Consider the following 25318-nt stretch of genomic DNA (forward strand, 5'->3'; position numbering starts at 1 on the left):
GAATTATCCCTCAAAGAAATAACTTTCTGCTAATTCACGGACAGTCATTTGTTCTGTTTCATCGTTTAATTTTGCGATAATACTACGTTCAATTGCACGCATAACAGGAATATATACACCTAAATCACATGCGTCGATAATGCCACGAATACTTGCTGCTTCTTCACTTACACGTCCATCACGAGCTAAAGGCATAAGGTCGCTTGCAAATGCAACGAACTTTTCAATTGTTGCAACATCATTTAATTTTGATTCAGATAGTAATAGTTCTTTTAATGTGTCACCTTGAATGTATGGAACTTCAATAATAACGAAACGGTTTTTTAATGCTTCGTTTAGTTCACTTGTTCCAACGTAACCTTCATTAATTGCTGCAATTACACGATACTCGTCATCGCCATATACAACCTCTTGTGTAAATGGATTTGTAATCATTTTACGGTAATCTAATGCACCGTGAAGAAGTGGTAACGTTTCAGGTTTTGCCATATTGATTTCATCAATATATAGGAAATGACCGTTCTTCATTGCTTTCATAAGAGGGCCGTTAACGAATGTAACTTCAGATGCGCCATCTTTCGTTTGTAGTGTGTTGTACCCTAAAATACCTTCTACATCTAGGTCAACAGAACAGTTAATGCTATGCATTGGTTTTTGGAATAAAGAAGAAAGAGTTTCAGCTAGTACTGTTTTACCACTACCAGTCGGCCCTTTTAATAGAATGTTTTTGCCAAGAAGAAGCGCTGTAATAGCATCTTCAATAATGCTGTTATCAGATGCTTTATATATTTTCTTTCCAATTAAATGTGCATTTTCACCAGCTTCTTGTTTATTTTTTTCGTGAATGGTTGAGAGCTGTTGTTTTAAATCAGCATGTATATGAAATTGTTCTAACATGTATTTCCCACCTAACATTATTTTCATAAAGTAATACATCTTATGATAACTTGTTTTAATATGGTATGCAAAGAAAAGGAGAGAGGGGAAATGGAAAAGAAAAAGCAATCAATGTTACATTGATTGCTTACAGTAAAGGCGAAATGAGTCGCATGAAAGACTCTAATATTCGTTTTTTGATACTTCTTTTTTGGAATGCGTTCCATTTAATTTCAGTGGAATGCTTAAAGTCGTCTTCAAAATCATGTTTAATATCATGAACGGTTTCTGATTCATATAGTACGCTAATAAGTTCATAATTTAATTCAAAGCTGCGTACGTCCATATTTGCCGTTCCAATTGTCGCGATCTTATCATCAACGAGTACAATTTTTGCATGCATAAAACCATCTTTATAACTATAAATGGAAGCACCAGCTTTTAAAAGCGGAGTGAAGTAGGACTGAGATGCTTGATCACTAATAATACTATCACTTTTACCAGGATATAAAATGCGTACATCTATGCCAGATATTGCACTTAAACGTAATAATGTTAAAGTTTCTTGATCTGGAATAAAGTAAGGTGTAGCGATCCAAATCGATTTTTTTGCAGATCCCATAACAGCTAATAATGTATTGCGAATGCTTTTATCATCTGAGCTTGGTCCGCTCGCTACAATTTGCACAGCACCTTCTGCATGTGAAATTTCTTTACCTGGGAAGTATTGTCTATTCATAAATTGATCCCAAGAATAAGTATTCAACCCACTAGATGCATAGAGCCAATCCTCTAGAAAGATTGCTTGTAATTTATATAACGCTTTCCCTTCTATTTTTAAATGGCTATCACGCCAAATGGGGAATTTTTTTGAACGACCAAGATATTCATCACCGACGTTGAGTCCACCAGTAAAACCGATTTCTCCATCTACAATAACGATTTTACGGTGGTTACGATAATTGACTGTTTCAAGTAACCAAGCTGAAAAAATAGGGTCAAATTCTACAATTTCGATCCCAGCTTCTTTCATAGGTTTTAAAAAGCGTCTTCTTAAAGTGTTACTTCCGAGTCCATCATAAAGAAAGCGTACAATAACACCAGATTTTGCTTTTTTTATTAAAGCATCTCGAACTTTCGTACCAATCTCATCAGATTTATAAATATAGTATTGAATATGTATGTGATGTTTTGCTTGCTCGATAGCTTGTAAAATTTCTGAGAATGTTTGATCTCCATTTGTTAAAAGTTTTGTCGTCGTTCTATCTGCGGCAGGCCCGCCTCCAAATTTTTGTACGACTTCTGTTAAATGTACAGAACGTTCATGTAAGGGGACTGTGAGTGCTAATTCTAGTCGTCTTCCTTCTAATATTTCACGGAATAATTTTCTTTGTTCTTCTGAACGATGGAGATGTTTTTTTCTTCTCCAACGGCTACGACCGAAAATAGAGTATAAAAGCACCCCTATAACGGGAAGAAGTGCTAATACTAAAAACCACGCTAAGGTGCTTTGAGGAGACCTATTTTCGATGAAAATAACGAATGAAATTCCTATGATTGTGATGGACCAGAGAGCGCCGACAAATGTATATAACGAAATAAATGATGTATTTAATAGGAAAAGAACGATAGATATAATTACAAATATTGATAGTAATTGAACGATAGGCTTCTTCATTTCTATAAAATTCCTCTAATCTTTCTTAAGTATAGACTTCTTATATAAAAAGGTATAATCCGACATTCTTATTATAAAGTGTTTTGTTTTTTTTACAAAATATAGACATTTTCCCCATGCTTTCCGCATTTGTCCTACATACATTATATTGTGACGTTATTATCCAGCTATTTGCTGGTTAATAAACAGTGTAGGAGGGACAAAAACCTTGCCCTTTATATAGGAAAGGGGATAACCATATCATGGATTTGTAGCAGGTGCATGATGAAGACCAGGATATAGTTATCTTTATTACGCGGATTCTTCTTAATTATATAGGTTACTAACAAGGTCCGTACTATCCATACAATACCTATTAAGATGAGAAAATGGAAAAGGAGAGGGGAAACATGAATTATATAGAAAATAACGGATTGTATTATCGTAATCATCATCCTCATGGAGGGCACAACCATAACGGCGGACATCACCATCATGGAGGGCACAACCACTATGATCATCACCACCATCACGGAGGCGGATGGGGCTGGGGGGGCGGGTCATGGGGCGGCGGATTTTTCCCAGGAAGTTTTGCTGGAGGCGTGTTAGGTGGACTTACAGCTGGCGCATTAACGGGTGCAGCAAGTGGAGGCTACTATCCAGCACCGTACCCAGTAACTTATCCAGCGCCATACCCAGCACCATATTCAACTCCATATCCGGGGTATCAGCAAATACCATATCCGTATTAAACTAAAAAAGAGGCTTTCCTCTTTTTTTAGTTTAATAAAGTATTTATAAAATATTTCCAAAATAAAGGTGAAAATATGTTAATATTTTGTTATTGTAATTCAAAAACATATATACTAATTTTAACTTTTATATTATTATCCGTGAATAGTTGTATAGTGTGCTCGAAATTCTATTTCGCTAGTAAAGTAAAGAGGTTAGATATGAGCGGGATTAATAGGGAATAGGCATTGTATAGAGCTAGCTATAAAGGAATGTAAGAGAATGAATTATAATAAAGTAAGCTAATTATAGCGATAAGAAACTACTATTTATAATTGAAACGGTATTATATTGCTTTTTATTACAAATAATATTATGTTATTTTAATCGGCATATTTCAAAATGTGATGAATGCAAATAGCTATTATTAAGAAATGAAATATCTCTATTTCTATGAAGAGAAACAAGTTGTGTTTTAGTCAGATAGGAAGCAAGGAGAGATGCGCATGCTAGAACAAAGAGGTCATGCATTATATGACTCTTCATTGCGAGATTTAAAGTTAGCATTAGATGAGTCTTCAATTGTTGCGATTACAGACCGAAATGGTCTTATTACATATGTAAATGATAAGTTTTGTGAAATCTCCAAATATACACGAGAAGAGTTAATAGGGAAAGATCATCGTATTTTAAATTCAGGGTATCACCCGAAAACATTTTTTCAAATTCTATGGAAGCGCATTTTGAACGGAAAAGTATGGAGAGGTGAGATTCGAAATCAAGCAAAAGATGGGACGTATTATTGGGTTAAAACAACAATTGTTCCGTTTTTAAATGAAAAAGGAGAGCCGTATCAATTTATCGCGATCCGAAATGATATTAGTAGTAGGAAAGAAGCGGAACAGAGGTTGCGGTTAAGTGAAAGTCGTTATAGGGAGCTTGCGTATCATGATGCTTTAACGAGTTTACCGAACCGATTGCAGCTAATAACGACTGTAAACGAGATGATTGCAGGAAAAAAAGAATTTGGTATGATTTACTTTGATTTGGATCGTTTTAAATTAGTAAACGATACGCTAGGTCATATGATAGGGGATTTACTTTTAAGCGAAGTTGCTTCACGGTTGCATTATGTGCTAGGAGAGAAAGACGTTCTGGCTAGGCTGGGTGGCGACGAATTTGTGCTGCTAACAAAAAATCATAAACAAGATGAAATGAGGCAGTTAGCAACATCTGTGTTGTCATGTTTTCAGGCCCCATTTATGCTTGAAGGTCATGAAGTATACATTTCAGCTAGTCTAGGACTGTGCGCATATCCGCAAGACGGACAAGATGTAGAAACTCTATTGAAAAATTCGGATTTAGCCATGTATAGTGCGAAAGAACAAGGCAGAAATGCCGCGTGTTTCTTTACAGATGAGTTACGTGCGAAAATAAATCGTAGAATGAAAATTGAATTCGCTTTGCAAAAGGCAATCCGTGATGAAGAATTAGATGTGGTACTGCAGCCTATTATTGATTTGAAAACGAAGAAATATACCGGTATTGAGGCTTTAGCACGTTGTTCGACAGAAGAAGGGCCTATTTCGCCAGGCGAATTTATTCCAGTAGCTGAAGAATCTGGACTTATTATAAAATTAGGAGACTGGGTATTAGAAAAGTCATGTCGCTTGTTTAAAACATTGCCAGATTACGAAGAAGGACTAAAGTTATCTGTTAATTTATCCATACAACAATTAATGCAAAAGCGTTTTATTATATCTGTACGTAGCATTTTAAGGAGAACTGGCTTTCCACCGAATCGTTTAATTTTGGAAGTAACGGAAAGTATCGCTGTTCGCCATTTTGATTATATTATTGCTACATTACAAGAATTAAGAAATATGGGTATTTTAATTGCTTTAGATGACTTTGGAACAGGTTATTCTTCCTTATATTATTTAAAGCAACTGCCACTGGATATAGTGAAAATTGATCGTAACTTTATTCGTGAATTTCATTATGATCACGCACAGCCAGAGCGAACGATTGTAAAATCTGTTATTGAAATTGCCCATAGCTTAAATTTAGCAGTAGTTGCTGAAGGAGTAGAAACAGTAGAGCAAGAAAGTTTATTACAATCTATGGGCTGTGATTACGTCCAAGGATTTTATTATGCGAAACCTTTATCTGTAGGAGAGTTAAAAGAAAAGTTAATTACAGATTTTTAATAAAAAAGAGAAGCTGGTAGCTTCTCTTTTTTTAATTCGTTTTTTGTGAGTTTTTCATTAGTACTGGATAAAGAATAAGACCTAATACGAACAATCCAATTCCTAAGAAGAACGTTTTTAAATCAGCAGTTCCGGTTTTGATAACCCAAATAGAGTATACAAATGCTAATGTGGTAATGATCCCATCCTTTATTCGAGAGCCAGGCATTATATCATACGTTTCTCCTGTAATAACCAATTTGAATTGGTACAGCGTAGAAACAAGGTATGGAATTAAATAAGCTAATGTTGCTACAACGATAGCGAAATTATAAGCTTCGGATACGGTACCAGAAATCGTTGAGAATAAGAAAATTTGCGTCATCACATTTGTAATAAATAATGATTTTGAAGGACTACCTTTTTTATTTGTTTTCGCGAAAAACTTAGGGAAAAGTCCATTCTTGGCTGCCTGGTAAGGTACTTCTGAACTAACAACGATCCAGCCAACTGTAGATCCAAATAAAGATACAAGTGCAAGTAAAGCCATGATATAGGCACCTTTATTGCCAATTGCTAAATTTAATGCGTCTACTAATGGTTTTTGAGATTCTTTTAAAGCATCTTGCGAGAGAGCTCCCATTGTAAGTAAAGTAATTGACATGTAAATAAGAAGAGCGATAATCAACCCGAAAATGGTAGCTTTTTTTACATCGCGCTGAGATTTTGCACGGTTAGAAAGCATTACAGCAGATTCAATACCGATAAATGCCCAAAGTGTTGCGATAGCAGCTGAATTGATTTGTCCACCTAACGAAATTGATTGTCCTGCTTCATTCATAAATGTTTGACCGTCTCCGAAATTAGAGGCATTGAAAATGAATAATGTGATTACAATAAACATTGTAAATCCAATAATTTTTGCAATGGTAGCAAGCAGATTCATATTTCCAGCTCGGTCAATATTTTGAGAAAGAATATATTGAATTCCCCATAACATAAGGCTACATACGAGGAAAGTTAGTCCTTTTCCGAGTTCTAGTGAAAATCCGTTTGTTGAAAAAAGAATTTGCTTACTTTGTAACACTGGAAAGAATGTTGATAAATATCCAGCAAAGGAAATAATAACAGATGCGGTTGCAGCCCAGTTCGCAGCCCAATAGCCCCATGCCATACTATATCCTGCAACTTTACCCGCTTTTTTTGAAGGGAACATCGCTTGAGCATAACTTTGTGGTCCAGCTTTTAATTCTGGTTTTCGGATTGCTAAATTTCCAAATACGAGTGCAATCATAAATACGCCAAGGCCTGTAATACTCCATGCGAGTGTAGAACCCATTGGACCTGATACGTGTGCTAAATTTGCTGGGAGCATAAATACGCCACCGCCAACCATATTTCCGATTACAAAAGCTGTTAAAATCCATAATCCCCATTTTTTCGTTTCCATTTTTGTTAACTCCTTTGTAGTAAGTTTTGCTTAAACATCATTTTTTACTAGCTTTTGGCAATAAAAAAAGAGCCATGTAGATAAAAAATACCTACATGGCTCTTCGCCTAACGTAGGTACAACGGGAATAACCCTTGTACCTACGCGTAATTTTTCCGCTAGGTTTCAAGGGTTACGTATGATGATGATGTTTTTGTGCAAATGTAACTACAATTGTTGTATAAGTAAGCATAGTTCTTTGCTCCCTTTCTCCTCTGATTTTGAAGTTAGTATACTACATGTTTTTTTGAATGAAAAGAAAAATATAAAAATTTTTATAAAAATACGTTTTAGAGATTAAATATTTACCTGTATTTTTCCTATACTGGAAAATAAGTGAGAGATTGGCAGAAGAGTGTAGCATGGTATAATACATATAGAATTAGAAGGTGACAAGGGGCTATTGTAGATGATGAGTAAGTATGAACAAATTTATACAGAAATCAGTAAGTCTATTGATAATAAGCGATTAAAAGAGGGATGCAAAATCCCATCCGAAACTGAATTAATGAAGCAGTATGAAGCAAGCCGCGGTACGGTAAGAAAAGCTGTAGATTTATTACAAGAGCGTGGATATGTTCAAAAAATACATGGAAAAGGTGTTTTTGTTTTAAAGCGAAAAAACATTGAATTCAACTTTGGTGGTATTGTAAGTTTCCAAGAAGAAAATGAACGTTTAGGACGCCATTGTATTACAGAAGTCGTGGAAATAGAGAAAGTAAAAGCGACAAAAGAAGTTGCAAAGCTATTAAATGTGAAAGAGAAAACAGAAATAGATCATATTAAACGAGTACGGAATATTGATGGAGAAAAAGTAATTTTGGATATTAATCATTTTGTATCGGAATATATTCCTGGATTAACGAGTGAAATTGCAGCGGAATCCATTTATAAATACATTGAGAAAGAATTAGGTCTTCATATTAGTTACTCACAGAGGGTAATTGAAGTGCAGCCATGTACAGAGGACGATAGAGAGTATTTAGATTTAAATGGAACAGACTATGTTGTCGTTGTGAAAAACTTTACGCATTTTTATGATGGAAGTCAGTTCGAATATACAGAATCACGCCATCGTTTAGATATTTTTCATTTTTCGGATGTGGCGCGGAGAAAATAAGGAGATGGAACGAAATAACGTTTCATCTCTTTTTTTATAAAAAAATCACAAACTCGTATATACGAGTGTTGACTAACTTATATATACGAGTTAATATGTAATTGTAAACGGTATCAAAAAAAGAAAAGAGGGACGGGAATATGGGGAAAGACTATCGTCAAATAGCAGAGGAAGTGTTGCAGTATATTGGTGGAAAAGACAATATTGAACAAGCTGCGCATTGTGTAACGAGGCTCCGTATCGCTTTAAAAGATGAAAGTAAAATAGATAACGATAAATTACAGTCTGTTTCATTAGTGAAGGGAGCGTTTCATAACGCTGGAGTATTTCAAATTGTAATCGGTCCAGGAGATGTTGATCGAGTTTATGCCGAATTGATAACGCTTGCAGGTATGAAGGAAGCGACAGTAGCTGATGTAAAAGATTCTGGAAACCAAAAGTTAAATCCAGCTCAAAAGTTTGTAAAGGTATTTTCAGATGTATTTATGCCGATATTACCAGCCATCGTAACAGCTGGTTTACTAATGGGAATTAACAATCTATTAGGGGCAAAGGACTTATTTTTTGAAGGTAAAAATTTATTAGATGTGTATCCAAACTTAAGTGGGCTTTGGGATTTAATCAATATGATGGCGAATACAGCATTCGTATTCTTACCAGCGCTTGTCGGTTGGTCAGCAACGAAGCGTTTTGGTGGTAGTCCGATATTAGGGATTGTTATGGGATTAATGCTTGTGCATCCAGCATTATTAAACGCGTGGGATTATGGAAAAGCAGCGACTGGTTTAGATGGACAAAAGATTGAGTACTTCGATATTTTAGGATTATTTCAAATTGAAAAGGTAGGGTATCAAGGTCAAATTCTACCGGTTTTAGTAGCAGCATTTGTATTAAGTAAAGTGGAAATCTTCTTAAAGAAACATGTACCAAATGCAATTCAATTATTAGTTGTACCAATTACAACGATTGTCGTAACAGGTGTGTTAGCATTAGGAATTATTGGTCCAGTTACACGTCATATTGGAGATTTATTAACAGCTGGGTTAGTAGGTGTATATGAAACAGTACCAGTAGTTGGAGCAATATTGTTTGGAGCATTATATGCACCGCTTGTAATTACAGGTATGCATCATATGTTTATTGCTATCGACTTACAATTAATTGCACAGCACGGTGGTACATTCATTTGGCCAATGATTGCTCTTTCTAACATTGCGCAAGGTAGTGCGGCACTTGCGATGTTCTGGATTTCTAAAAATCAAAATGATAAAAGCATGGCATCTACATCAGCAATCTCAGCATATTTCGGTATTACAGAGCCAGCTATGTTTGGTGTAAACTTACGAAATAAATTCCCGTTCTATGCAGCGATTATAGGATCGGCTATTGCAGCTATATTTATTACGTTAAATGGTGTATTAGCACCTGCTATTGGAATTGGCGGATTACCAGCATTTATTTCTATCATTCCGAAATCGATTCCAATGTTTATTGTAGGAATGATTATCGCGGTTGTAATCCCATTTACGTTAACATGGTTATTTGCAAAACGAGTAAAACAGAAGTAGGAGGAAGTTAAACATGAAGGATTGGCATAAAAGTGTAGTTTATCAAATTTATCCGAAGAGCTTTAATAGCTATTACAATAAAGAAACCGGTGATATAAAAGGAGTTACAGAGAAACTAGATTATTTAAAAGAACTCGGAGTAGATTATATTTGGTTAACACCGATATACCAATCACCACAAAATGATAATGGATACGATGTAAGTGATTACTACAGTATTGATCCATCTTACGGAACGATGGAAGAGTTTGAAGAGCTTTTAGAAGAAGCAAAGGCACGTAACATTGAAATTATGCTCGACATTGTTGTAAATCATAGTTCTACGGAGCATAAATGGTTTAAGGAAGCAAAGGAAGATAAAAATAGTCCATATCGTAATTACTATATTTGGCGTGATGAAAAAAATAATTGGCAATCTAAGTTTGGTGGGTCTGCTTGGAAATATGATGAGAAGACAGAGCAATATTTTTTACATCTATTTGATGAGACACAAGCTGATTTAAATTGGGAAAATAAAAAACTTCGTGAAGAAGTATATGATATGATGCGTTTTTGGCTTGATAAAGGGGTAACTGGATTCCGATTAGATGTTATTAATTTAATTTCAAAAGATCAACAGTTCTTAAATGATGACGGAAGTACGGCGACAAGCGATGGGCGTAAATATTATACAGATGGCCCGCGCGTTCATGAATATTTACAAGAGATGAACCGAAATGTTTTTGAAGGGAAAGATGTAATTACAGTTGGAGAAATGTCATCTACGACAATTGATAATTGTATTAAATATTCAAACCCTGAGCGTAATGAATTAAGTATGACGTTTAGTTTCCATCATTTAAAAGTAGATTATCCGAATGGAGATAAGTGGACGCAAGCTGATTTTGATTTCATGAAATTAAAAGAGATTATGTCTAATTGGCAAATTGAAATGCAAAAGGGCGGAGGATGGAATGCGTTGTTCTGGTGTAATCATGACCAGCCTCGTATTGTGTCACGCTTCGGTGATGATAGAAAGTACCGAAATGAATCTGCGAAAATGTTAGCGACAGCTATGCATATGTTGCAAGGAACACCTTACATTTATCAAGGCGAAGAAATCGGTATGACGAATCCTAAATTCGAGTCCATCGAGCAATATCGCGATGTGGAATCGTTAAATATACACGATATAAAGCTAGAAGAAGGATTATCAAAAGAAGAGATTATCGGGATTTTAAAACAAAAATCTCGTGACAACTCTCGTACTCCGATGCAGTGGAATGAAAAGGTGAACAGTGGTTTTACAACAAGTACACCTTGGATTTCAGTTGCTGAGAATTATAAAGAGATTAATGTAGAAAAAGCATTAGAAGATAAAGAGTCTGTATTTTATCATTATATAAAGTTAATAGAACTTAGAAAAACGTATGATGTAATTACAGAAGGAGAATATGCTATTTTAGATGAAAATCATGCTAAGATTTGGGCATATACTCGTACTACAGAGAGTGAAGTGCTACTTGTTATTAATAACTTCTATGGAGAAGAAATAACGTACTCTGTACCAGCTCATGTTCAATTAGATGGAATGAAACAAGAAATACTACTGTCGAATTATAAAGATTCCAGCAAGGATATTACAAAACTTAACTTAAGACCATATGAGGCAATTGTCTATCGATATACGAAATAAAAGGTTGTATGCCCGCGCGGCATACAACCTTTTATTTTAAGACACCGCTATACAAAATGCTTACCTCTACCTCAGGCTTAAATTTTACTTTTGCATAATCTTTATTCCAATTTTTTTTCTTCCATAAGTCAGGGTGATAAGCGATAAGATGTCTTCCAATACCGAAAGCATCACAATTTGCTTTTTGTAACTTTTTCGTTATCTTTTTAGCTTCTTTCGTAAGCTGTTTAGACAATTCTTTGTTTAGTTTGGCTCTTTCATCCATTTTGTAAAGATTATCTCTCGGAGCTTCAAGCGCTATAACTTTTAATTGAAGCTTAATGTGAGCATAAACATTTCCTTTTTTATCCGTTGTTATTTTTAAGTCTCGTTTTAACTTTCGATTGCTAATTTCCATTGTTAAATAATCAGATGTCTTCTCTGATTCATCGCTAGTAAGTTTTTGGGTTATACGGGCACTTGTTCCCATTTTTCCGGTTAATAACACGAATAAAACAGAGTGTTTCAAAGGTAAATGCCCAGTTAATTTATCATTATTAAATAAAGCTAACCCGTTTGTAATTACTTCTTTTCCTTTTATTTTTATAGACGGGAGGGTGAAATCTTTACCGGGATCTAACATTTTTGTAGCAGCTGTTTCTAAAGTTTCTTTTGGAAATACACTCATATCTTCTAAGCTTTTCACTTTTTTCTTTAGAAAATCTCCAATTAGTAAATTTCCTACTTTCTTTTTTTCGAGTATCTCGGACGTTTCACCATCTACTGCAATAAGTTTTACTAAAGCAGTTGGGTTTGTGGGGTCACGAAAGCTGACATCTAAATAGGGTAGTATACCTTTTTTTAGAATTTTGGTTCCTAGTAATTGAACACCATATTTGAAATAGCGAATATTCCCAGTCACATTTTTTTTTAGGGCATCGCTTGTATCCCTTATGTTATGCCCGGTTGCTGAATGTATTTCATTTTCGAATGAAGATTGCTCTCCGCTCGAACTTTTTACGAGCTCGATTGTTTGCTGGAGTTTATTCTCTTCCGTAATATCAGATCCAATACTATAAGCTAACCTTGCTTCCCTTAATGGTTCTTGATCCCAACAGCCAGAAAGGAGGGAACTAGTACATAATATAAAAAGTAATTTAAATCTTTTTTTGAACATACTGTTCTCCTTTCTTCTTTCTTATTACTGAATAGAGTAGAAATAAAAGAGGGAGGACAACGATGAAAATATAGGTGAACTTATCAGTGAAAGTTGCAATTACTTTTAATTCTTCAGGTGTATCTATAAATAGGGCTACACTAAAAGCAATAATACCAACGATTGGAACAGCCTTTTTATGATTAGCAAGATTGAAGATATGTCTAATTCCGATTGAAGCAGCGCAATAATAACTCGCAATAGAAGCCACAACTGTTATCATCCATATTGGAATGAATAGTAAATCAGTCCGGTCTATAATCCCGATATGCAAGGAGCGTAATAAGTAAGCAACTGGCTCTGGGATAAGTTCAATTTGTTTTGGACTAAATACGATAAAGCAAATCCAAACAGTAAAAGTATAAAAAAGAGTTACAAATCCATTAGCGATAGAAATAGCCTTCAGTTTTGCCACAGAATTCCCATTTACTTTTGGGAAAGCGATAAGAATAATTTCAAAACCATACATGGCTGTAATTGTTTCTTTCGATGCTTGAATAATATTCCACCATCCAGCCTCTGTAATGGGAAAAATATAAGAAAAATCAGCTCGGGAAAGCCCTAGGGCAATTAAAAGTGCCATAGGTAAAATGAGAATAGAGGCCATGACATAAAATCGTACGATGACTTTAAACGTATTATAAGCTACATAACAACAAGCTATTGTAAATAACATAAGAATGGCATACCACGGAGTTGCTTGTAATATCCAAACTTTAACGACATTACAAACATTCAACATAACCGTCATACCGATAAGGGTAAAATAAAAAACATAAGCAAAACCTAATAGTTTTCCAAACTTATTACCAAATAGCATACAAACACTTTCATACATATCTGCATCAGGAAATCGTTTTAAGAAAAGCCACATAAGTAAAATGATAAGTTGAATTGCAAGTCCAGCGATGAGTGCAGAAATCCATCCACCACCTTTAGCAATTGGGTGAAGACGGTTAGGGAGAGAAAGTATACCAACTCCGATTTGGCATTGAATAACGAAAAAGGTAAATTGAACTAGCGAGATTTTACTTTGCGTGTTTGTCACCGTCCTCATCCTCTCTCGTTACATGTTGTCGTTGCATTTTTTTCGGTTTTGGATCATGTGGTCGTTCCCAAAATGACCAAATTGGTAGTCTTACGAAAGAATCTTTCATATCTTTAATCCGCATCGGGGCAACAGGAGAAAGATATGGTGTATGAAAAGAATGAAGCTGACATAAGTGAACGAAAGTTATAATTAGACCGAATGATATTCCAATATATCCGAATACAGCAGCAAGGAGCATTAATGGAAAACGAAGAATTCGAACTGCTGAACTCATATCGTTTGATGGAACGAGAAAAGATGAAATTGCAGTTAAAGCTACAACGATAATCATTGTGTAAGAAACGAGTCCAGCTTTTACAATTGCATCACCAATTACTAAACCACCTACAATACCGATTGTTTGTCCAACGCGGCTTGGCAAGCGAATACCAGCTTCTCGTAACAATTCAAAGATTAATTCCATTAAGAGAGCTTCAAAAATAGGAGGAAGCGGTACTTTCTCTAATGAAGCTTTAATTGTATACACAAGTTCGAGCGGCAACACATCGGGATGAAAAGCGACAGTTGCAATATAAAAAGCTGGCAAGAGAAAGGCAATTAAAAAACTTACTAAGCGAATCATTCGGATGAAAGAACCGACAATCCAGCGGTTATTATAATCATCTGGTGATTGATAAAAAGCGAATAACGTAACAGGTACGATGAGTACTGTTGGATCTCCGTCAGATAAAATAGCAACTCGTCCTTCCATTAAATTTGCTGCGACTCTATCTGGACGCTCTGTATTTAATTGCTGCGGGAAGGGTGAGAAAGACGTATCCTCTATAAATTCTTGTATGTATCCTGGAGGCATAAGTGCGTCCGTTTTAATTGTTTCTAATCTTCTTTTCACTTCTGCAACTAAATCGTCATTCGCTATATTTTGCATATAAGCAATTGCCACTCTCGTGTGCATTTCTTCACCAAGTGTGAAATATTTGACGACGATATTTGGACTTTTTATGAGCTTACGAATCGAAGCTAAATTGGTTGCTAAATCTTCTACAAAACCAGTATGTGGACCGCGCACAATGCCTTCATTATCAGGTTCTGTTATATCTCTCTTTAAAGATAAGGCCGTTTCGAAAATACAAAAACTGTCGACCTGTTCATGAAAATATAATGATTTACCTTGTAATAAAAGTTGTATCCCATAATTTAAATTCGTTTCTTTTTTCATATTTAACGTAGAAAAAGCTTTATCTAAAGATAAATCCGACCGCGTTAATAATGGCTCAAGAGCTAATTGATGAATTAGATTTGGATCTGCTAAAGATTCAATATATATGATCGTTCCTTTTCCGTTTTGAAAAGGGACATCTAATTTTTTTATATCATCTGAGTGACAGAGCTTATTTTCAATGTAATTAATATTTTCCGGAAGTGATGGAAACATATGCTTTTTGCTATTATTTTGTTGTGAATTTTCCTGTTCAGTCATAATTTCCACCTCTATTGGAATAAAGTCACTCCTGTTAATTTTTGCTTTTTGTGAGAAATTTATGCTTGGATTATTTGGAAAAAATCTTGAAAGTTACGTTACGTCATCTTTTATACTTAAGGAAATACGGAGTAGAGGGATGGTGTATATGATTTTGAAAAATATGTGGGGATGGAAAGAAATTTTATATTTATTAGTTTTCGTATTTCTAATTGTCCCAGTAACAGTTGAATCTCTTTTTTATAACTATGCTTTAAAAATAATAGGGAACTCATTATATGCCGGAGTATTAATGGGATTTATAATGGCAGTGATATTTACTACTGTAGTTTATCTTTTTTGTATAAAAAGATATCAACTATCTTGGAAAGATATTGGAATCCGAAAGCTTTCATGGAAAGATTTTTTATGGACAGTTATAGCATTGATTACCTTAATTTTAGTTAGTGTTGCTGTATTAATGATAATGGAGAAAATGGATATTTCTTTTGAAAATAGTAAAACGGAGACGGTCCAAAATAATAAATCAATATATTCGTTCTGTATCGCGGCAATTGGAGCAGCAGTTATATCACCAATTTATGAAGAGATTTTATATCGAGGTGTTTTTTATACATTTTTTCGTGATAGATATGGTATATGGGGTGGAGTGCTTATAAGTTCTATAATATTTACCGTTGTTCATATTCCAACATATAACACATTACCAGTGAATTTTTTAAGTGGAGTAGTATTTGCGTGGTTATATGAGAAAACAAATTCTATTTTATCAGCTATAATTGCCCACGCACTATTTAATTTCATAGCAGTACTTTTAACATTTGTGTCGAATTAAGAAGATATATAGGAGGGATACATATGGAAATAGCTGTAGAACGTGTTTTTACAAAAAAGGTTTTAAAAAGAGCAGCGAGTTTGTTTCATGTAACAGTGGAAGAGAAGCCACTTGGAGATTTTGAAAATTATATTTTTAAGGCGAAGGGCGATCGTGGTGAAGATTATGTATTACGTTTAACTCACTCTTCTCATCGTTCTAAAAAGGGAGTCGAAGCTGAACTAGATTTTTTACGATATGTTGCGGAGAATGGGGCAAAGGTAGCAGGACCTCTTTATTCAACGTCTCAAAATCTTGTAGAAGAAATTAGAGCAGAGGATGAAACTTTCTTTTTCGCTTCCTTATTTACATATGCAAAAGGTGAGCAAGTAAAAGGAGAAGAATCTCCTTATTGGGGAGAGACTTACTTTGAAGCATGGGGAAAAGCGATTGGCCAACTGCATCGCCTAACAATGAACTATCCTAAAACAGACTATCGTGATACGTGGGAAGAAGACGAAAGTGGGATTGTTAATGAATTAGAAGATGATCAAGTGAAAAAGATTGCAGCGGTATTAATGGATGAAATAAAGGCTCTTCCAATTGAAAGAGAAACGTTCGGCCTTATGCACGGTGATATCCATCCCGGTAATTTTCATTATGATGGTAAAGAGCTAACAATCTTTGATTTTGATGATGCGGCTTATAATTACTTTATACATGATTTAGCGATGGTTCTCTATTACTCTGTTCTATTTACACCGTGGACAGCGGAAGAGAAGACAGACTTTGCTCGTAAACAGCTACAAGTGTTACGAAAAGGCTATGAGTATGAGCACAGACTAGCGGATAGTTGGTACGAATCGTTACCGTTGTTTTTACGTCTACGTGATGTTGGTTTATACGGTACACTTCAAAAGAAGTTTAAGGGGAAAGATATGCCAGATAACTTCCGAGAATTATCAGAAGAGCTATATGAAAGAATTATAAAAAAAGAAGCAATTTTGAATATATAATACATTTTTGTGAAAACAAAGTATACAGAATAAATGTATGCTTTGTTTTTTTATACAAAAATATGTTTGTTTTATTAAAATAATATTGTTATAGATTCAGTATACACTTATAATTTTATATATATTCTGAATATTCTTTATAAAGAAGGAGGGGGAATGTTGGAAGCTTTCGTAAATTGGTTAAATAATATTGTTTGGAGTCCAGCACTTGTTTATTTATGTTTAGGAGTAGGTTTATATTTTTCCATTCGAACGAGGTTTTTACAAGTAAGGCATGTAGGCGAAATGGTGAAGCTGACATTTCAAGGTGAAAAATCAGAGGCTGGTGTTTCTTCATTCCAAGCGTTAGCACTTTCGTTATCAGGGCGCGTTGGGACAGGGAATATAGCTGGGGTAGCAACAGCGGTTGCATTTGGTGGACCAGGAGCTGTATTTTGGATGTGGGCAGTGGCCTTTTTAGGAGCAGGATCAGCTTATGTAGAATCTACATTAGCACAAATATATAAGACGAAACATCAAGGGCAGTTTCGTGGTGGACCTGCTTATTACATTGAAAAAGGTTTAGGTGTGAAATGGTATGCATTAGTATTCGTTGCAGCGACAATTCTTGCAACGGGGCTTTTACTACCAGGTGTGCAAGCAAATAGTATTGCTGTAAGTTTAGAAACAGCTTTTGGAATTAACACTACCGTATCAGGGGCTTTATTAGTTGTTGTATTAGCTCTTATCATCTTCGGTGGAGTAAAGCGAATTGTTAACGTGGCACAAGTTGTCGTACCGTTTATGGCAGTTGGTTATATTTTAGTAGCTTGCGTTATTGTTGCTATGAATATTGAAAAGTTGCCAGAAGCATTTATGTTAATTATAAGAAGTGCTTTTGCATTAGAGGCGGCTTTCGGTGGTATTATCGGTTTAGCAATTTCTTGGGGAGTAAAACGTGGTATTTATTCCAATGAAGCAGGGCAAGGAACTGGACCACATGCAGCAGCTGCTGCGGAAGTATCACATCCAGCTAAACAAGGTTTAGTGCAAGCATTTTCCGTTTACATTGATACATTATTTGTTTGTTCAGCAACAGCATTTATGATGATTATTACAGGCATGTATAACGTATTTGATGCAAGCGGAAAAAACTTTATCGTAAATAAATTAAATGGTGCTCAGCCGGGACCGGGATATACACAAGCTGCGGTAGAATCTGTTTTCCCTGGATTTGGAAACGGTTTCGTTGCAATCTCGTTACTATTCTTTGCATTTACAACAATTATGGCGTATTACTACATTGCAGAAACGAATATCGCATACTTAAATCGTGATAAAGACCGTCCTTGGCTGTCTATGGTACTAAAATTTGTATTTTTAGGAGCTGTATTCTACGGTTGTATAAAAACAGCAGCAACGGCGTGGGCTTTAGGTGACATCGGTGTAGGAATTATGGCATGGGTAAATATCATTGCGATTTTACTATTACAAAAACCTGCATTAGTTGCATTAAAGGATTATGAAAAGCAGAAAAAAGAAGGAAAAGATCCGGTATTCGATCCAGGGCCATTAGGAATTAAAAATGCTGATTTCTGGGAGCATGAATACGGGAAGGATAAGAAAGAAGAAGTATCTTAATGAACACTCCCCCACTTAGCAAAGCTTGAAGTGGGGGTTTCTAACGTTTCGACCTAACGGACGATTAACGTCAGGGGAGTTAACACATTAGCGAGCTGTTTGACGCCTAACCCCTCTATCCCATTTGTCCATGCATTTGGGACTACTTTTCGTAAAATGTTAGCCGCAGCATTTACATCTGCATTAATTAAAGTTTTATTTGCTGAACGATATATGCCGCGCTCTATTCGTTTTCCTGAAAAAGTTGTATTTTGGTCATTTTCTCCATACGTTGGAATGAAGTCGTTATCCAGAAAACTTGCTTTCGATGTATATGATTCTTCAGTTACAACAACTTGAATGCCTACAGCATTTGCTTTGTATGTAATCATTTGAATCAGTAAACTATGTGGGATATGACAAAACGATTGGTTATTTCTTTTTCCCATATTCGTTTCTTGTTTCCAACTTTTGTTTTGACCAATAACGATTTTACAAACTTCTTCTTCTTGAGCTAGTTTTACGATACGGTGACTAACTTTATGGAAGACGTCTTTTATTTTCAAGTAACGTTTTTGATGAAGTTTTTCTATCCTTTTAGAAGTAAAAGGTCCTTCATTAGTTTGTTTTCCATTTCTAAGAATGCTTGTAAAATGACTCTTCATTTTGTTGTAATATTGATTTATGCTTTTGACATGTTTGCCCTTAACAAGGACAGGTTTCATACCTGTGTTTGTTACGATGGTTGCAAGGTTATCAATCCCTAAATCAATACTCATATAACGAGCATTCTCTTCAATAATTTGTTGTTCAGAAGGAACATCAATTACCAATTCCACTACATATTCATTGTATTTTGGAATCACACGAACTTGTTTCAGTTTACCTTCAGTGAAACCTAGTTTCCCAATATTTAATTGTAATTTCGTCTTTGGAAACTTTAAAAATCTACCGTTTTTAATAATGCAATCTTGATTTGTATACAGAATCTCTTTTTCAGAAGAACGAATATACTTTGGAATCCTAGGCATTCCAGCATATTTGGTTGGATTCTTTTTATAGTCTTTTAAACTAGCAAAAAAAGATTTCCAATTTTGGAACAGACCTTTCATGATTGACTGGCTACATTGCGTAGGCAAAGCTCGATAATCATTTTGAATCATAACCTTAAATAGTGCATCTAGAAAGTTGTAATCTACATAAGGTTTTTCAAAATTAGGTTCTGAAAACAAATTACATTTAATCTCTTTCTGTTCTTCTTTAGGCTTTAATTTCTCTTTTTCCAATTTCTTCTCATAGGCAAGACGTTGTGTGTCATTCATCTTACCAATATTTTTATGAATATTATCCAGAACTTCTTTTTGCAAAGGCTGCAACTTTTTTTCTTGTGTTAATCCAGTGTACACCTGGCGTATATAAAAGTTTGTGGTGTTGTACATGTTCTTAGCGTTATGACAACATTCTTGAAAATAAGAATACATACGATGCCCTTTTTTAATCCAAATTTGAAGAGTTTTATAGTTTGATGGATTTTCCTTTGTCATTTTATTCACTTCCTTGTTAAGGATATTATAGCAAAAAAAGAACGTATGTTTCTGTTTTTTCTTGAAAATAAAATATTTCTTTCGATTCACCTCACCACCTTCACTTACGTTTAGAGGTGGGAGTTCTCTCGAAAGGCATGATAGAAATGAAGAAGCAAAGGGAAATCCCTTTGCTTTTTTTATGGACAAAATGAGGCTGGAAGTTATTTTTTTGCCTATTTTTGAATATAAAAAGAATGTACATGCTTTGTTAGGGGAAGGAGGGGGAGAGTATGTTGATAGAGTTTCGTAATGTAAATAAATATTATGGCAACTTTCAAGTTTTAAAAGATATTAATGTGCAAGTGAAAAAAGGTGAAGTGGTAGTAGTTGTTGGTCCTTCAGGATCAGGAAAAAGCACGTTGCTTCGGTGTATAAATCAGCTAGAGACAATTACAGATGGAGAGTTACTTGTACAAAATACGGAGGTACACAATACAAAAACAGATATGAATGAATTACGCCGGAATATTGGGATGGTCTTTCAACATTTTTATTTATATCCACATAAAACGGTTCTTCAAAATATTACACTAGCACCGATTAAAGTAAATAAAGTTTCAAAAGAGGAAGCTGAGCAAACAGCGATGTTTTATTTAGAGAAAGTAGGAATTCCGGAGAAGGCTAGTGTATACCCGCATCAATTATCCGGAGGACAACAGCAAAGGGTAGCGATTGCTAGGGGATTGGCAATGCAGCCGGAAATTATGCTATTCGATGAGCCTACGTCTGCTCTTGATCCGGAGATGATTGGGGAAGTACTTGATGTTATGAAAACACTAGCTAAAGAAGGAATGACAATGGTCGTTGTCACGCATGAAATGGGATTTGCGCGAGAAGTAGCAGATCGGATCTTATTTATGGATGATGGTCAAATTATTGAAGATACGACACCAACACAATTTTTTGCAAATCCTGAACAGGAAAGAGCTCGTCTATTTTTAAGCCGAGTGTTAAATCATTAAAGGAGGAATTTCATGCTTAAAATGAAAAAGCTGTTTACCTTAATCGTATTCTCATGTTTATTCGTACTTGTCGTTGCCGGATGTGGAAGTAAAAAAGATGAGGCGAAAGAAACGAATACGAAGCAAGGTGGGGCTGTTGAGCAAATTAAAAAGCGCGGGAAACTAGTAGTTGGGGTGAAGAATGATACGAACTTATTTGGATTAAAAAATCCTTCCACTGGGCAGGTAGAAGGATTTGATGTTGATGTCGCGAAAGCACTTGCGAAAAAAATTCTCGGAGATGAAAAGAAACTAGAATTAAAAGAAGTAACATCTAAAACGCGTATTCCACTATTGAAAAACGGTGATATTGATGCAATTATCGCAACAATGACAATTACAGAAGAACGTAAAAAAGAAGTGGATTTTTCAGATGTATATTTTAAAGCGGGGCAATCGTTACTTGTGAAAAAAGGGAGCGATATTAAAAGTATTGATGATGTGAAAAAGGGTGTGAAAGTGTTAGCTGTAAAAGGTTCAACGTCTACAAATAATATTCGTCAAAAGTCACCAGAAGCGACTGTATTAGAATTTGAAAATTACAGTGAGGCATTTACGGCGTTAAAAGCGGGGAAAGGCGATGTTTTAACGACAGATAATGCAATTCTTTACGGCATGGCAAAACAAGATTCAAATTATGAAGTTGTAGGGAAAATTTTTACGGATGAACCGTACGGAATTGCAGTGCAAAAAGGTGCAGATGATTTGACGAAAGAGATTAATAGCTTACTAAAAGATATGAAAGCGAATGGGGAATACGATAAATTGTATGAAAAATGGATTGGACAAAAACAAGAGAAGTAAAGTGAAACTTTAATTAGTGGGGCTTTATTTCTAGTGAATAGTAACAGTGAGAGGATGAGGGATGCTCATCCTCTTCTTGTAAAGAAAGAGGGGAGAATATGTGCCTGATTTTTCTATATTAACGAATAACATTGATATGTATTTAGAAGGCTTTAAGTATACAGTTATGTCTAGTGTAATTGCATTAATAGGAAGCTTTATTTTAGGAGTAATTTTGGCTGTAATGCGTATTGCACCTATTCGTATTTTAAATTGGATAGGATCAGCTTTTGTGGAGTTTGTAAGAAATATTCCACTTGTATTAATTGCATTTATATTCTATTTTGCTTTACCTGTAATAGGAATTACTTTAAATGGGTTTGTAGCAGGAACAGTTACGCTTACCGTATATACGGCAGCGTTTATTGCGGAAGTTATTCGCGCTGGTATTTTATCAGTCGCAAAAGGCCAAATGGAAGCAGCACGTTCCTCAGGATTGACTTATACGCAAGCAATGTACCATATCGTTTTACCCCAAGCGATGAAAATTGTAATTCCTCCTCTAGGAAATCAATTTCTCAATTTAGTAAAAAACTCTTCCATACTCGGAATTATCGCTGGTACGGATTTAATGTATCAAGGAGACTTAATTTCAACGAAGACATTGGTTACGTTCGACGTCTATATATTTGTCGGGATGTTTTATTTAATATTAACAATTCCGCTCAGTATGCTAGTGCGTTATTTAGAAAAACGCTTAGCAAAGGAGGCGGTGTAAATGGATTTTAAGGGAGCAATTACAGGAGATCATATTCTGTTTTTATTAAAAGGATTACTTATAACGCTAGAGGTAGCGCTCGTAGCGATTGTACTTAGCTTTATTATTGGTAGTGTAATAGGGATATTGCGGTATATGAAAATACCTATCGTCTCACAAGTATTAGGAATTATCGTTGAAGTAATTCGAAATTTACCACTACTTTTAATTATATTTTTCACGTATTTTGCACTTCCAGAAGCAGGCTTGAAATTAGAAATTATAACAGCTACAATTGTTGCTTTAACAATATTTGAAGCAGCAATGATATCTGAAATTGTTCGAAGTGGTTTATTATCTATTGAAAAAGGACAGATTGAGGCTGCAAGATCTTCAGGATTAACGTATGTTCAAGCGCTTTGGCACATTATTTTACCACAAGCATTAAGAAGAATGGTCCCGCCGCTTGTTAGTCAGTTTATTTCATTGCTGAAAGATACATCATTAGCAGTTGTTATATCACTGCCAGAGCTTATGCATAATGCTCAAATTATTAGCGGACAGAATGTGAATTATATGATTCCAACGTTTATAGTAGTAGCTTGTATGTACTTTATCATAAATTATAGTTTATCAATTTTATCGAGAAGATTAGAAATCCGTTAACCTTTACAATATATGTAAAGGTTTTTCCTTGTTTATCCTTATTTTCCTTTAATTATAATCCGAATCTCGCGATAATTCGATTTTTTATATTGTTTTATCAGAAAAGTTTTAATTTTATATAGAAATTGTAATCGCTTTCGTGTATATTTTTATTATCAGAAAATTTTAACAAGATATAGGGGTATCGGTAGGGGGAGGATTTAGATGCAGCAATCAACGAATGAGAAATTACATCGTACGATGAAGAGTAGACATTTATTTATGATCGCACTAGGTGGTGTAATCGGGACTGGTTTTTTCTTAGGTTCAGGTTATACCATTAATCAGGCTGGACCAGGGGGAGCCATCCTTTCATATTTAGTGGGCGGATTTATTATGTATTTAACAATGCTTTGTCTTGGAGAGTTAACGGTAGCAATGCCGGTTTCAGGTTCTTTCCAAAAGTATGCGACGAAGTTTATTGGGCCAGGAACGGGCTTTATGATTGGCTGGCTATATTGGCTTGGCTGGGCAGTGACAGTAGGACTAGAATTAACGTCAATCGGTTTAATGATGAAAAGATGGTTTCCGAATGTTGATGTTTGGGTATGGTGTCTCGTATTCGGCGTTATTCTATATGCGTCAAACGCAATTTCGGCGAAAAGTTATGCTGAATTAGAATTTTGGTTCTCTAGTATTAAAGTAGTGACAATTCTTGCGTTTGTTGTTCTTGGTGGTGGTGCATTATTAGGATTTATATCATATGACGGAAAAGAAGCAGCACCTCTTTTCTCTAACTTTGTAAGCGATGGTGGATTATTCCCGAATGGACTAGCTGCCGTATTACTTACAATGATTACGGTTAACTTCTCATTCCAAGGAACAGAGTTAATCGGGATTGCAGCGGGAGAAAGTGAAAATCCAGAAAAAACAATTCCACGTGCAATTCGTAATACAGTATGGCGCATTATGTTATTCTTCATTTTAACAATGACGATTTTAGTAGGATTAATTTCTTGGAAAGAAGCAGGGGTAATTGAAAGTCCATTCGTAGTCGTATTTGATAAAATCGGTATTCCATACGCAGCTGATATTATGAACTTCGTTATTATTACAGCGTTACTATCTGTAGCGAATTCAGGATTATATGCGGCAACTCGTATATTATGGTCACTTGCAAATGAAGGAATGGCACCAACATCGTTCCAGAAAGTAAATAAGCGTGGTATTCCAATTACAGCACTGGTTGTAACGATTGCAGTAGCTGGCCTTTCTTTATTCACAAGTTTCCTTGCAGAAGATACAGTATACATGTACTTATTATCTATAGCTGGTTTATCAGCTGTTTCAAGTTGGATCATTATTGCTTTATCGCAACTTCGCTTTAGAAGTCAGTATATAAAAGGCGGAGGAAAGTTAGAGGACTTAAAGTATAGAACGCCGTTATATCCAATTGTTCCTATTTTAGCTTTAATTACAAATAGCATCGTTGTTATTAGTTTAGCGTTTATTCCAGAACAAAGAATGGCGTTATACTGTGGTATTCCATTTATCATTTTCTGCTATATATATTATTATATGAGTAAGAAACGGAAGAAACCGATGAAAGTGGAGATGGAAGCGAAGTATGAAAATAAAAATTAAGCATGATGGTATAGAGGCAGATTTATCGTATGGTCCATTAGCGATTGGAAAAGAAAATGGGTATTCACCGTTACAATTACTCGTTTCTTCTATCGCAGGATGTAGTGCAATTGTCTTTCGAACAATTTTAGAAAAGAAACGTATTACATACGATACGTTTACAATTGAAACGGAAATTGGTAGAAGTGAAGCTTTATCAAAACCAGTTGAAAGTGTTCATTTGCACTATAAAATTAAAGCACAAAACATTACAGAAGAGCAATTGGATAAGGCACTACAACTTGCAGTGAAAAATTGCACGATTGTTCAATCGGTAAAAGATAGTATAAAAGTTACGGAAACAATTGAACTAATAAAGTGAAACATAAAAACGTGAGAATACGGCTCTCACGTTTTTATGTTTTAGAGAGAGGAGAAAGTGTAATGGAGTAATTAGACTAA

21 protein-coding genes are annotated in these 25318 nt (G+C 35.1%); 14 read left to right on the forward strand and 7 right to left on the reverse strand.

The window, feature by feature from the left end:
- Positions 1–3: 3 nt before the first annotated feature.
- Both ACSG5Z_RS26915 and ACSG5Z_RS26920 read right to left on the reverse strand, forming a co-directional pair.
- A complete protein-coding gene (locus ACSG5Z_RS26915) occupies positions 4–897 on the reverse strand; it encodes an ATP-binding protein (RefSeq protein WP_000892965.1) in 894 nt (297 codons plus the stop codon).
- Between the two features lie 127 nt (positions 898–1024).
- The gene (locus tag ACSG5Z_RS26920) at positions 1025–2554 is read right to left on the reverse strand and encodes a cardiolipin synthase (RefSeq protein WP_087983378.1); all 1530 of its coding nucleotides are present in this window, start codon (positions 2552–2554) and stop codon (positions 1025–1027) included.
- 389 nt (positions 2555–2943) lie between these two features.
- Here ACSG5Z_RS26920 and ACSG5Z_RS26925 point away from each other — a divergent pair, with 389 nt between their 5' ends.
- Positions 2944–3285, forward strand: coding sequence for a cobalt transporter (locus tag ACSG5Z_RS26925; RefSeq protein ID WP_087983376.1), 342 nt, complete (start codon positions 2944–2946; stop codon positions 3283–3285).
- A 486-nt stretch (positions 3286–3771) separates the two neighbouring features.
- Positions 3772–5475 (forward strand): putative bifunctional diguanylate cyclase/phosphodiesterase, encoded by a 1704-nt coding sequence (locus ACSG5Z_RS26930; RefSeq protein WP_087983374.1) that lies wholly within the window; start codon positions 3772–3774, stop codon positions 5473–5475.
- Positions 5476–5506: 31 nt separating this feature from the next.
- On the opposite strand, the gene ACSG5Z_RS26935 is transcribed toward ACSG5Z_RS26930, so the two are convergent.
- Positions 5507–6904 carry an amino acid permease gene (locus tag ACSG5Z_RS26935; protein ID WP_000448430.1) on the reverse strand — a complete coding sequence of 466 codons (1398 nt, stop codon included), beginning with the start codon at positions 6902–6904 and terminating at the stop codon, positions 5507–5509.
- A gap of 448 nt (positions 6905–7352) precedes the next feature.
- Between ACSG5Z_RS26935 and treR the strand changes: the two genes are divergently transcribed.
- From treR to treC, 3 genes are all read left to right on the forward strand, one after another.
- Positions 7353–8063: a trehalose operon repressor gene (gene treR, locus ACSG5Z_RS26940; protein WP_435712601.1), complete on the forward strand. Its 711-nt coding sequence runs from the start codon at positions 7353–7355 to the stop codon at positions 8061–8063.
- 140 nt (positions 8064–8203) lie between these two features.
- The gene (treP, locus tag ACSG5Z_RS26945) at positions 8204–9631 is read left to right on the forward strand and encodes a PTS system trehalose-specific EIIBC component (RefSeq protein ID WP_147787941.1); all 1428 of its coding nucleotides are present in this window, start codon (positions 8204–8206) and stop codon (positions 9629–9631) included.
- Positions 9632–9644: 13 nt separating this feature from the next.
- Positions 9645–11306 (forward strand): alpha,alpha-phosphotrehalase, encoded by a 1662-nt coding sequence (gene treC, locus ACSG5Z_RS26950; RefSeq protein ID WP_435712602.1) that lies wholly within the window; start codon positions 9645–9647, stop codon positions 11304–11306.
- Positions 11307–11337: 31 nt separating this feature from the next.
- Here the strand turns inward: treC and gerKC are convergent, their stop codons facing one another.
- The 3 genes from gerKC to gerKA are packed head-to-tail and all read right to left on the reverse strand — an operon-like array spanning position 11338 to position 15032.
- Entirely contained in the window at positions 11338–12462 is a 1125-nt protein-coding gene (gerKC, locus tag ACSG5Z_RS26955; RefSeq protein ID WP_000474009.1) for a spore germination protein GerKC, read from the reverse strand.
- Positions 12443–13549, reverse strand: coding sequence for a GerAB/ArcD/ProY family transporter (locus ACSG5Z_RS26960; protein ID WP_000185792.1), 1107 nt, complete (start codon positions 13547–13549; stop codon positions 12443–12445). The genes gerKC and ACSG5Z_RS26960 overlap by 20 nt, the downstream gene beginning before the upstream one ends.
- Positions 13530–15032 carry a spore germination protein GerKA gene (gerKA, locus tag ACSG5Z_RS26965; protein WP_435712603.1) on the reverse strand — a complete coding sequence of 501 codons (1503 nt, stop codon included), beginning with the start codon at positions 15030–15032 and terminating at the stop codon, positions 13530–13532. Before gerKA ends, ACSG5Z_RS26960 begins: the two co-directional genes overlap by 20 nt.
- 148 nt (positions 15033–15180) lie before the next feature.
- Between gerKA and ACSG5Z_RS26970 the strand changes: the two genes are divergently transcribed.
- The 3 genes from ACSG5Z_RS26970 (at position 15181) to ACSG5Z_RS26980 (ending at position 18482) form a co-directional block, all read left to right on the forward strand.
- Entirely contained in the window at positions 15181–15867 is a 687-nt protein-coding gene (locus ACSG5Z_RS26970) for a CPBP family intramembrane glutamic endopeptidase (protein WP_435712604.1), read from the forward strand.
- A 23-nt stretch (positions 15868–15890) separates the two neighbouring features.
- Positions 15891–16862, forward strand: coding sequence for a phosphotransferase enzyme family protein (locus tag ACSG5Z_RS26975; RefSeq protein WP_435712605.1), 972 nt, complete (start codon positions 15891–15893; stop codon positions 16860–16862).
- A 159-nt stretch (positions 16863–17021) separates the two neighbouring features.
- Positions 17022–18482 (forward strand): alanine/glycine:cation symporter family protein, encoded by a 1461-nt coding sequence (locus ACSG5Z_RS26980; protein ID WP_000387178.1) that lies wholly within the window; start codon positions 17022–17024, stop codon positions 18480–18482.
- A 53-nt stretch (positions 18483–18535) separates the two neighbouring features.
- On the opposite strand, the gene ACSG5Z_RS26985 is transcribed toward ACSG5Z_RS26980, so the two are convergent.
- Complete coding sequence (locus ACSG5Z_RS26985; RefSeq protein WP_262745279.1) at positions 18536–20005, reverse strand: RNA-guided endonuclease InsQ/TnpB family protein; 1470 nt, start codon at positions 20003–20005, stop codon at positions 18536–18538.
- A gap of 272 nt (positions 20006–20277) precedes the next feature.
- Here ACSG5Z_RS26985 and ACSG5Z_RS26990 point away from each other — a divergent pair, with 272 nt between their 5' ends.
- The 6 genes from ACSG5Z_RS26990 (at position 20278) to ACSG5Z_RS27015 (ending at position 25238) form a co-directional block, all read left to right on the forward strand.
- Positions 20278–21009, forward strand: coding sequence for an amino acid ABC transporter ATP-binding protein (locus tag ACSG5Z_RS26990; protein WP_048541716.1), 732 nt, complete (start codon positions 20278–20280; stop codon positions 21007–21009).
- A gap of 12 nt (positions 21010–21021) precedes the next feature.
- Positions 21022–21852 carry a glutamine ABC transporter substrate-binding protein GlnH gene (gene glnH, locus ACSG5Z_RS26995; protein WP_000916483.1) on the forward strand — a complete coding sequence of 277 codons (831 nt, stop codon included), beginning with the start codon at positions 21022–21024 and terminating at the stop codon, positions 21850–21852.
- Positions 21853–21952: 100 nt separating this feature from the next.
- Entirely contained in the window at positions 21953–22609 is a 657-nt protein-coding gene (locus tag ACSG5Z_RS27000) for an amino acid ABC transporter permease (RefSeq protein ID WP_048541718.1), read from the forward strand.
- Positions 22610–23254 carry an amino acid ABC transporter permease gene (locus ACSG5Z_RS27005; RefSeq protein ID WP_048541720.1) on the forward strand — a complete coding sequence of 215 codons (645 nt, stop codon included), beginning with the start codon at positions 22610–22612 and terminating at the stop codon, positions 23252–23254.
- A 204-nt stretch (positions 23255–23458) separates the two neighbouring features.
- A complete protein-coding gene (locus ACSG5Z_RS27010; RefSeq protein WP_088061854.1) occupies positions 23459–24877 on the forward strand; it encodes an amino acid permease in 1419 nt (472 codons plus the stop codon).
- Complete coding sequence (locus ACSG5Z_RS27015) at positions 24861–25238, forward strand: OsmC family protein (protein ID WP_060486998.1); 378 nt, start codon at positions 24861–24863, stop codon at positions 25236–25238. The genes ACSG5Z_RS27010 and ACSG5Z_RS27015 overlap by 17 nt, the downstream gene beginning before the upstream one ends.
- Positions 25239–25318 lie beyond the last annotated feature (80 nt).

The sequence above is a fragment of the Bacillus pretiosus genome (assembly GCF_051294775.1).
In the GTDB taxonomy this organism is placed as follows: domain Bacteria; phylum Bacillota; class Bacilli; order Bacillales; family Bacillaceae_G; genus Bacillus_A; species Bacillus_A wiedmannii.